The 11536-nt window shown below is 45.1% G+C and carries 4 protein-coding genes; all 4 read right to left on the bottom strand.

Annotated elements, in window-relative coordinates; genetic code table 11:
• Positions 1–1355: arylsulfatase (locus AC1DSE_RS20560; RefSeq protein ID WP_477528106.1), on the bottom strand; the 1355-nt coding region annotated here is incomplete at its 3' end.
• 330 nt (positions 1356–1685) lie between these two features.
• Entirely contained in the window at positions 1686–4133 is a 2448-nt protein-coding gene (locus tag AC1DSE_RS20555) for a glycoside hydrolase family 2 protein (RefSeq protein WP_477528105.1), read from the bottom strand.
• 40 nt (positions 4134–4173) lie between these two features.
• Positions 4174–5946: a glycoside hydrolase family 35 protein gene (locus tag AC1DSE_RS20550; protein ID WP_441882619.1), complete on the bottom strand. Its 1773-nt coding sequence runs from the start codon at positions 5944–5946 to the stop codon at positions 4174–4176.
• Between the two features lie 209 nt (positions 5947–6155).
• Positions 6156–11536, bottom strand: a 5381-nt coding sequence (locus AC1DSE_RS20545) for a discoidin domain-containing protein (protein ID WP_477528104.1), incomplete at its 5' end; no start/stop codon positions are given.

Raw genomic sequence — 11536 nt, 5'->3', positions numbered from 1 at the left:
GCTTTCCAACAGTTCAACAACTCTGCGCGCTCCGCAGACTTTACAAGGTTGCACAGCTCTTGCGGGTCAACCTGAAGATCAAACAATTGCTCCTCGCCCGTCTGGGAATACCAAATATATTTGACCTTGCCATCGGTTAAGTAGTGATAGGAAAGCTCACCGTAGGCATGCTCACCGTGGATGTAAGTCCTCCATTCGGATGTGCCGGCATGCGTCCCCAAAGGAATGATGCTGCTTCCGTCTACCGTGGTTGGGATCGGGACATCTGACGCCTCCAATAAGGTTGGCATAATATCACGCAACTCGACGATTCGATCCACTTGTTTGCCTCGGACGAGGCCTAACTTGCCTGTAGGGTCATTCAAAATGAGCGGCACTTTGGCGCTTCCTTCGTAAGCTAATATTTTCTTATAGAGAAGATGGTCCCCCATCAGGTCCCCGTGATCCGACGTGAAGAGGATGATCGTATCGTTGCTTACACCGAATTCATATAGGGCGTTCATCAATCGGCCGATCTGGTTGTCGATATGAGTAATTAAAGCATAGTAGGCCGCCAACGATTTTTGGCGCATACGCTTATTCACGATTCCTCTGCCAGTCGTCGGATTCAGCCCGTCACGGTCGGGATCATCGAGGCGCGCCCAATCGCCAATCGGAGGTTCCGGCAAATCGATTCCATCATACAGATCAAGAAACGCTTGCGGAGGATCCAAAGGCGCATGTGGCCTTACGAATGAAGTCCAAAGAAAGAACGGCTTGCTCGGATCCCTCCGCCGCAAGAAATCAATAGACTGAGTAACCGCCCAGTTGGTCGGATGTAACGCTTCTTCCAAATGCCAAGGTCTCGCGACAGTCGAAGCGTTACAATCAAGACCGTGATCCATAATATCCTGTTGTGATCCGGCTCTCTCTTTCAACCAGCTGATATAATCGTCCGTTTGATCCCACCACTCATTCGCCGTCGATCGGGAGCGATCACGGTTATAATGCATATAGCCGTCATGCAGTACGATGTTGTGAAATCCGCACAGATTGCGCGTGGGATACACATGCATCTTGCCTACGCATTGTGTATGGTACCCGGCCTTCGCAAACTCTCCAGGCATCGTATGCTCATAGCTCCAGGGCACTTTGTCCTCATACCCAACTCTTCCATGGTTTTGCTGGCTCATTCCTGTTAAAATGGCGGCTCTTGCCGGAACGCAGGATGGAGTTGCTGTGTAAGCGCTTGTATACGCAACGCCGGTTCTCGCCAAGTTGTCCAAATTTGGTGTTTCGATAACGGGATGGCCCAAGAAATGAAGACAATCCGCCCTCATCTGATCAACGGTGATTAAAAGTACGTTTGGTCTCATGCGACGCCTCCTTCTCGCTTGCTATATGAAATCCTTCTCCTCTACTCCTAATACTTCTTCAAACGTAGGCGTTATCCTTTTGCAGCAAATGCGAGCTTCTCGTTACTAGAGTCACTGAGTCACTGATATGCATCGAAAGGGTATACAAAAAGGTCCCCAGACGCTAAACACTTCTAAGTGTCCAGTGTATGGGGACCAGTTTGGGCTCTTTTTTGTATGTGGAGCGATGTCGCGCCTTTCCATCGCTTCACTTAAATCTATTTTATTTTTGGAGATTTAGAAATAGCACTCTTAAGACAATGTTAGTCAACAATAAAAGTTTCTTGTTCTTTATACACTTGCAAGCTTGACCGAGGAAGGCTTTAAACCTTTAGAATAAGCCTTCACTTTGATTTCCCCAGGCGTCTCCCGCGACTGAAGCAGCACAGTTGCGATGCCAGCTTCCGCCCTTACGGGGTTCTCGCCGACGATGACTGCAGGACCGTCAATTTCAAACCAAACCTCATGGCAGGCGGGGGACACCACGGTCCCGTTCGCGTCTTTGATTTCGGCGTAGACAAAGATAAAGTCAGATCCGTCGGCTGTAAGCTTTCTCCCGCTCTCGTCAATGCGGATGGAAAGCATCTCAGGCTCCAGTGGAGTATGCACGACGCATACAGCAGCTTCCCTGCCGTCTATTCGCCCGATTGCCTTTAATTCTCCGGGCTCGTACGCTACATTGGTAAATGTGAACGGAGCTKGCGTCAAATTTCGGCAGTTTCCTCCGTCATGCGGATAAACCTTCATGTCACCAGCATCCGTTTTCCCATGCACGCCTGCTTGATTCCCTTTATGCTGTTCTTCATCCGTAAGCCAATAGTCCACTTCGTAGCCTGTCACACGTTCTCCGTATTCCGTATCCGGACCATGATCAGCTTTTCTCACACTGACTGATTTCCCGTTTACAAATAACTCGACCTCGCTGCAATTTGAAAATACGACAACCTTCGTCGGCGAGATGCGTTCCGTCCAATAATTCGCAATGTAGACCATCGGTCCGCTTTCCACATGTTCATGAGCGATTTCCGCTCTTCGTTGACTCTGGTAAAAATAGTAAACCATTTTAGGCAGACKGAACGTGTCGAGGGCCCCGCATTCCGCCAGCCTTGGATAACAACCGCGGTTATGGTCGATGCCAACCCACGAGGCGTCCCCGAGCGACCATCGGTTACCGCGGTTCCGGTTCAGCGACCATTGATAATTCCAGGCTTGCAATAGCAGCTTCTGTTCTCCGGCGCCGCGCGGTACCCTGCTTGTACTCTCATGGCCGCCGAACTCGTAATCTCCATATTCTCTATCGAACCCCCCTTTCTCGGGCAGCACCTCTTCCAGTGGACGCGACAATGTTTCGTCTTTCCATAGTGTATAGGGCACATCAAAGTTGACGTAAGCCGGATTTATTCGTCCGATCGTGTCTCCAGAAGTAAACATTTGATCTCCCGGATATTCTTCATGGGCAATCAGATGGCATTCGTGAAAAAATTCGTCCGTCGCCCCTTTCCTGCCGGGATACGTTTCATTCAGGCTGACCTCCCACATGATCACGCACGGACGGTTCCGGTCGCGGCGGATCATATCACGTATGTTTTGCCGGACAAGATCCAGAAACTCTCCTTCCTCGCAGTACTGCCAGCCCGGCACCGGTTCGACGACCATCAGCCCGAGTTCGTCGCAGGCGTCAAGAAAAGCAGGCGCCTGGGGGTAATGGCCAAGCCTGACGAAATTGAATCCCGCCTCCTTCAGCTTCTTCGCATCGCGGTAATGTGCGTTATTCGAAGCTGCATTTCCGATATATGGATATTGCTGGTGGCGGTTCGTCCCCCTGATGACCAGCCTTTCATCATTTATTACAAAGCCGCCTTCTTTACTGAACGAAATCTTGCGTATTCCGGTTCGGGTGCGAATCTCATCCACCGTTTGGCCGTTTTCGAGGATTTCCGTTTGCAGGGTATACAAATAAGGGTTGTCCGGATGCCAGAGATGAGGCCTCGTTATCGTTAGCATTTGAACGAACGTATGCGCTCCGCCGGCTAAAACGGTCTCCACCGAACTTTCTTCCGATTCTACTTGCCGCCCCTGTTTATCCAAGAGTGTTGTCACGATTTTCACTTTCTTCATCGCTTCATGCTCATTAATCACATAGGTCAGAACTTCGACCGTCGCCGATGCTTGCGAGACGTCGGCGTATTTGACGAAGATCCCGCCTCCCGCAGGTTTTCCGGTATAAACGGCATCCGTGACATGGAGCTTATCCGTGACATGAAGGTGCACGTTGCGGTAAAGTCCGCCGAAATAGGAAAAATCCAGACTTTCCAGCGGCTTTCCCGGAGGTATGGCTCCGTTGTTCCGGTTGTCGAGTCGTACGGCAATTACATTGACCGCCTCGAAATCGACATCGTCGGTGATGTCGATCGTAAACGGCAAATAACCGCCTTTATGATTCAGCTTGAGCCTGCCATTGACCCATACAGATGCCTCATGCATGGCCGCTTCGAATTCCACAAAGAGCTTCTTTCCCCTGTCTGCTTCGTCCAAAGCAAATTGCTTGCGATACCAGCATATCCCTTGAAAATGCAAGTCCGCATGCAGCGTTTCAATTTTTGGCGTATGAGGCAGATAGACGGTTTCCCAGCTTTCGTCTGAATGACGCTTCTGCTGTGCTCCACATACGTCCTCACGAATAAACTTCCAGTTCCTATTGAAATTCATTGTTTTTCTGCAGCCATTCAAATGTCTCAATGATCAATAAGCCTCCCAAATTTGATTATAAAAAATTTGTTTAACCTAACTCGGCATAATCTTGCAGGGTAACGATTGTGTTTTTCGTTCCATGCAGTTCAAATATGATGAGTTCATTGTCACCGATACGCAAGAGCGGAGCAGGGATATATAATGTTTTTTGCGGACCAATCTCCCAATAACGGCCGAGATTGAACCCATTGATATAAGCAACTCCCTTCGTCCATCCTTCCATATTCAAAAAAGTATCACCGATTTCATCCAAGTGAATTACACCTTTATAGAAGGTAGGGGTAAAGGCCTCGTTTGTCTGTACTTCCCGGAATATTAGCTCTGATACATTGTTCAGAGGAAGCGTATGAATCGTCCAGTCATAAAGGAACTGCTGGCCCAGGCGAACGCCTTCCGTAATTCCTTTTGGATCCTTCATCCCGTAACCATAATTAATTCGTCCTAGGTTTTCCACTAGGATGCTGAGTGTTGCACCTTCTGAAGGAATGTCTAAAACGATATCGATATCTGATATATTCGGTGTTATATCATGTGTGTTTCGTTCAATCACTCCTTGATAAATACCGTCAAGGAAGATCAATGCGCGATCACGTACCTCCTGTATCGTTAATTTCATTTGCGATATAGGACCAACAATGTTAGTCGTATATAAAATGAAGCCATAGTCCTGATCAAGCCGCTCCATTGTTTCCGGACATGTGCTTTGAACCGGAGTCGACAACAAATTAAGCGAATCAAACAACCGCACATGTTCCATTAAGCGGACTTCACCGTAATGCTTCTTCGGCACAGGACGTGGTAGTTCTATCTCAGCAATTTCGGTATATTTCGATAAAACTTCACGAACTGCAATATATTTGTCCGTGATATCTCCTGATTCATCCAATAACACATCGTAATCATAGCTAGTCACCGTCGAATCATATTTACCCGAATAATTCGCACCGTTATAGAATCCGAAATTCGTCCCGCCGTGGAACATATAAAAGTTAACAGAAGCTCCTACCTTCAACATTTGATCCAGTACTTCCGCAACATCTTCATGCTTTCGCAAATGGTGTTCATGGCCCCAAGAATCAAACCATCCGTTCCAAAATTCCATACATACAAGCGGTTTATCCGGTTGATATTCCTGCAGCTTTCCAAAAGCCTCTTCAGGCCGCGACCCAAAGTTGACTGTGGCTAACACGTCTGGAAGGAGAGTCCCCCCTTGTAGATTGCTGTCGGTATACCCGTCCGATGTGAACAATAACACATCCATTCCACGTTTAATCATCGCTTGCTCCAAATATTTCAAATATTTCTTATCGTTTCCGTAACTTCCGTACTCATTTTCGATTTGCATCGCAATAATCGGCCCGCCATTCGTACATAGAAGTGGCAAGAATTTAGCCAATAGCTCATTGTAATAAGCATCGATTTTTTCCAAATAGGGTTGATGAAAACAACGTAAGCGCATATTTTCTTCCTTAAGCAGCCAAGATGGCAATCCTCCGAATTCCCACTCCGCACATATATACGGACTTGGGCGTACGATAACGAATAATCCCTGCTCATCCGCTATCTGTATAAAACGAACGACGTCAGCAATGCCACTAAAGTTGAATTCCCCTTCCCTTGGCTCGTGTAAATTCCATGGAATGTAAATTTCTACTGTATTAAATCCACAAGCTTTTAATTTAATTAGTCTGTCCTGCCAATATTCCGGCACAATACGAAAATAATGTATGGCTCCAGATAGAATACGAATAGGCTCCCCGTTATAAACAAATTGATTTCCTTCGATTGTAAAAGTAGACATAGCTTCTGCTCCTTCTTTCTTGATTAGTCATGTTGTCAGCTTAACAAGTACCCCTTCTTTAGAAAACAATGAAGAATAAACAATCCTCAAAAAAACATAACAATATCAACTATTTTTTTTAGATATTTCTCAGAATTATAACGATCTCACTATAAAAGCAAAAAAGAGGGGAAGCATATAGCTCCCCCAAAACAATGTTCGATGTTATTTTATTGCAAGATCGCTTTTGCTACGATTGCAAGGTCTTCGATACCAACCTTACCGTCTTTATTGACATCCGCATTCACATTCCAACCCGCTTGACCTTGTTGTGTGCCATAAGCCGCTGCAACAATAGCCAAATCTCCAATCGAGACGCCGCCTTTACCATCGACATTTGCGTTTATCTTCTTGTTATTAAACGCTTGAWTGGCTGCTTCCAATGCGCCTTTCGCATTATCCACTTGCGCTTGAGAAGCATTCGAATCGCTTGCTGTCACATTAGCCGCATGGATAGCTGACTGTAATAGCGCTTTGGATCCAACCACATACTGGCCGTCCGCATTTCCTTCCACTGCAGCATCGTACTTCGCCTCAGCACTTGCAATCAGTGCATTTAGCAATGATTTATCCACGCTTTCCACGATTTGAATATCATGGTTGCTTCCTCTGATCTGCAGTTCATGCCCCTGTGCGTTAGCAATCGCAACATGATCGACAGAAATCGTCGTAGAGGTTGCCTGCGTTCCAGATTTGGCGGTAAATGCGAATGCAAGGACATCCCCTTGAGCATTCACTCCTTGGTTTTCGTTCACGCTAGCAGCCAAAATCCGGACTTGTCCCGGTACTTTTTCCTCATGATCGATGACTTTAAAACCGTCTTTTAATGAAGTAACCGATTCAAACTGTAAATGTGCCGGATCATAGTGAAGCGTCAAATCTTGAGCATACACTTGCTTGTATACACTATCCGTAACGCCAGACAATCCCATCTTCAGATTGAATGCTTGGTCAGCGTTCACCTTAACTGGCCCGGTTATAACCGATTGCGGCACTTCTACTGATTCCAGTAATACATTGATTTCAGCAGCCGATGCGTAACCACCAACGCCTGCTGTTGCTTCAAGCTTGACATATGATGCTTTTGTCGAAGTAAATGATGCGTATTTCTCCTTGTTGTCGTTTGCCCAATCTCCATTTGCAACTTTGGTAAAAGATACTCCATCCTCACTGACATACACGTTATAGCTTGTAATATTTCCGTTGCTGCCTGATTGCCTTGGTAAATACGCAAGTCTATTGATTTGGTGAGTTCCACCCAGATTTAAGATAATCGATTGGGGAAGAACGCCGGATTTATCCCACTTTGTATGCCAAAACGTTTGTGGGTTTCCATCAACCGCCAACGAGGCTGCATTGTTCTCACCAGCCGTTTCCTGACTTGCCGCCGTTGCCGTCATTTGTGACTGAGGAACACTATTGCTAGCTACATTTATTGTCAAAGGGCGACTTACAACGGTCACCCCTTCTAAAGTAACCTTTACCGCAACAGTTGCTATAAACCCAACGCCAAAATCGCCTTTAACAATGATCGTGTTACTGCCGTCAACAACAGATAACCTTGCATCGCTAAATTGATATTCTACAGCTGCCTTTGATAGATCGACCGTCTCTCCAGTACTTAATATGCCATTAATAGTAGACACGATTGGATCATTCGGTTTAATAGTCGTTTTATTCAGAGTGAAGTCCATTTTCTCTAAATAAGGAGCCATGTAGATTTCCTTTTGCTCATTAACAAAAAGATACGTAACTTTGTCAATCGAACGTCCATCTATTTGCACTCGAATGTTAATCTTTGCCATGCCTTCTGAAACAGCGGTCAACAGGTTGGATTCGTCCACCGTAATCACATCCTGGTTTTCGCTTGTCACTGTGATCTTCGCATCTTTAATATCAATCGGTTCACCCTTACCCGTAAAAGCCGCAATGTCATATTTACCTGTAGCAGCATTCACCGGTTTATACTCATAATCGAAACGATCAAATAATCCGGACTTATCCACTCCGTTTATTGCCACTTCAAGCAAATCAATCGTTGACCCGTTTGAACCATTTTCAAATTGTAATCTAACGTATTGAGCTCCCGCTCCCGTGTTTATTACATATTGATTGTAGAATCCAAAATAAGCAGAGCCCGTCGGGCCGTTAACGGTGCTGACATCGTTCCAGTCCACGCCATCAGCACTCGTTTGAATTTTTATTGTTTTAGGCGTATTGATGTATTTTTGTTCTAAAGAATTGAAGTTAAGATTGATACTAGCAATCTCGGAGATTGTCGGCAGCTTAAATTGAATCCAAGACTTCTCATTTGCTGGTACCGACCATTTGGCCCCGTCAAAATGAATACCGTCAATTGTTTTCCCATCAACTAATTGACTCACAGCATCTTGATCATGACTAGCTGTAATTTCAGCGGCCCCTGCAAGGTTATCATGCGGCAGCAGGTCCATGAATACTTTATTTGTTGTAAATGTTTGACCGTCTAAAGTTACATCCGCCCAAACGACTCCGCGTGTAAGTTTCTCTACGAACGGCGCAATAATTTCATTTTTCTTAAATGTAAACGTATMTACTTCTTTGATCGCCACGGGATTATAGTTATTACCCGCTTTTAAATCAATAGTACCCCCATGCCATGTAATATCTGCTGTATCAAGCCCGATCGCTCCGCCTTTAGCTGATCTGCCTTCTATTTCATAGCGTAGGCTTTTCAGTAAATTAAACTCACCATAGGCTTCTTTACCCTCAATCAACAAAGTCGCACCAATCATGCTCTCGCCAACATAAACGACTCCATCTTTAACGGTTACTTTTAAGATGTCCTCTTTCGTTACACCCTCATAAGCAGCACTTACGGTGATGGAAGTTGTTCCATTTGATACTGGAGTCACAATTCCGTTCGTATCGACCGCAGCTATTGCTGGATCTGCACTGCGATAAGTTAAATCTGAAAGCTGGGCTTTCAGCGCCGGGAATGTCATATATCCCTCAGCGTTGATTTTAAGTGAGGAAGGCGTTAACTGCTCCCCTGTTGCTTTTACATCCGTAAGCGTATAGTTTCGTGCAGGATTGTCGGTTACAATCTTAATGATCGTATCAATCTGATCCTCTTGAACGTTAGCAAGATTGATTGTCAAGCTGTCCTCATTTTGTTCAAACGATGTGACCGGGACATTCTCGTTCAACCATGTCACGGATGTCACCTTATCTTTAACCGGACGAATGGTCAAAGACTTTCCTGCAATGGCGTCAAACCCTTTTTTGCTGTCGGGTCCTTTCATTACATGCAGATACACATTGTTGTCTCTATACGTTGCATATCCCCATTGTGGTCCTGTAGTGCTGTTTGCTAAAGCAAATTTTTCATAATTGCCTTTTCCATCATCTTCATAGCCATAGCCTGAGAGGAAATATGGCGTTGTACCCGTTGTTGCCTCGTGTCTTTCCGGCTTGCCCTCAGGCGCAAACCATCTTGCCAAGCTTTCTCTCACATCAATGTATTCCTGCTCTGCTTTAGGATATCTTGTCGCAATTTCCTCAGGAGAGTTCCAATTGGGTCCGCGGCTATCTACCGGCGTCTGATCATTATTATCCACATAACCTCTGCCGACATTCATGACCATTTCCTTGATAACTTGCCTGTAGTCATCTCGTATACCGTAATAGGGAGATTGTGCATTTTTTGTGTGAATCATTTTCCATGGTTCCATAATCGTACGTTTTAAAAGATGATTTGCAGCGCCATTACTGTAAATACCAGACRCTTCTTCGGTTCTTAAATCAGGGTCTCCATACTCATCGCCCCATGCATTGGAGTTTATAATAATATCATCGCTATAATTGCGTACAACACTGTATATCACATCAAAATTGGCGTTTGGTATCCCTTGCGGTCCATCAAAATAAATATAATCAGGCGTATACCGTCCAATCAAATCGGTCAGATTCTGCACATAGACGTCCGTCGTGTAGTATGGAATCCCTCCGCCATAATATAAACCGAATTTCATTCCATGACGTTTTACGGCCAGTTCAAACGGTTTCAATCCATCTACTACTTTGCCGTTTGCGTCTTTTGGAAGATACATATGCCTCTCATGTTTTGGATCCGCAAACTTGGACGGCCAAAGATAAGCTTGTTGTACCGATTCAACCGAAACTAATGAATGCCCTTGACGTTTCGCTCTTTCCGCCCATAAGTCGGCAGAGAAATTCGGGTCAACAAAGTACTGGTAAATTGGGGCAGCATGAGTTAAAGCGCCCACACGCCCTTCTTCAAACCATTTATTAGGACGTTCCTTTACTGTAATCGTCATATTCTTGCTAGCCGTATTTCCATTTCCATCCTTTACTTGTATCGTAAAGTTATAATCTCCTGGTTTCGTATTGATACTAATGATGCCTTTGCTGCTATTTAAATCGACATTTCCATTCACTAATCCATCTGCGATTGTGCCATCGGCATTTAATTCCAAGCCGTCCGGCAGTTTGCCCTCTACGATACTCCAAGTATAACCGGGAGTTCCCCCGCCCGCCATAAATTGGAAGGTTGATGCCGCTAAGCCGTATTTCTTATTCCCTTTCGATTTATTCCATACATATGGCCATTCCTTGTAGCCAATCGGCATGGTTTGGGTTGGAAGCGGAGTTTTAATGGCATCCTCGGTTGAGAGTCCTTGCGTGACGATATTTAGAGCTTCCGTTTCGCCTTCAACCGAAGAAATAAGTCCATTGATTTTATTGCCATTTTGGTCAGTGACTCTCCCATAAAACCCAAGGTACGCTGCGCTGTCATCAAATCCTAACGGGACATTATTTGAATTCACATCTTCTGTATACGTATGCTTGATTTGAATCATCAGTTTATTCCAACCCTGCTTTAACAGGACTGCTTGTTTGGTCAAATCCTTTTGTACTTCTACTGGTACAGTCGGTGCGGTCAAAGTTTTATCGTTTACATAAATGCGATATGAACCGCTGGCACCTACATTAAAATACGCTTGTTGTGCTATCGGACTGTATATGTACGTGTGAGCATACACATATTTGTTTCTTGTGTCGACACCTTTTTTGACCGTATAGTAACCGTATAAGTCTTGATAATCATCATAGTTTCTGTTATAAATTCGATCATCAAAGTACTCCCACTTATTACTTTCACCGTCAGAACTTAATGAATCGCCAATATTGGGAGTGATCGCAGTCGTTGGCTCTCCGCCTGTCACTGCCGGATTGTTATAAACTTCTATTTCTGAGAGGCCGGTAATTGTTGGATAAGGTGTGCGTCCCTTATCTATTTCAACCTTCATTTGAACCACATTCTTAAGTCCGGATGATAATGCATACACAGTTGGTTCGGATGGGTTAGAAGATGTACTTTTAACCTCTCCCGATTCTACTTTGCTGCCGTCTTCAAGAGTGAACGTAAGATGATACCCATTGTTTACGTGACGCCCATCGCCCCATTGCGCTATTTTCAGTTCATTGATTGCAATAGGTGTACTCCATTTTAGATTTACCCATGGGCTAGAGTCTCTTTCTGTCACCC

It is taken from the genome of Paenibacillus sp. 01L418 (genome assembly GCF_056400045.1).
The sequence above is the reverse complement of the archived record's forward strand: the minus strand, read 5'-3'. Positions and strand labels throughout refer to the sequence as shown.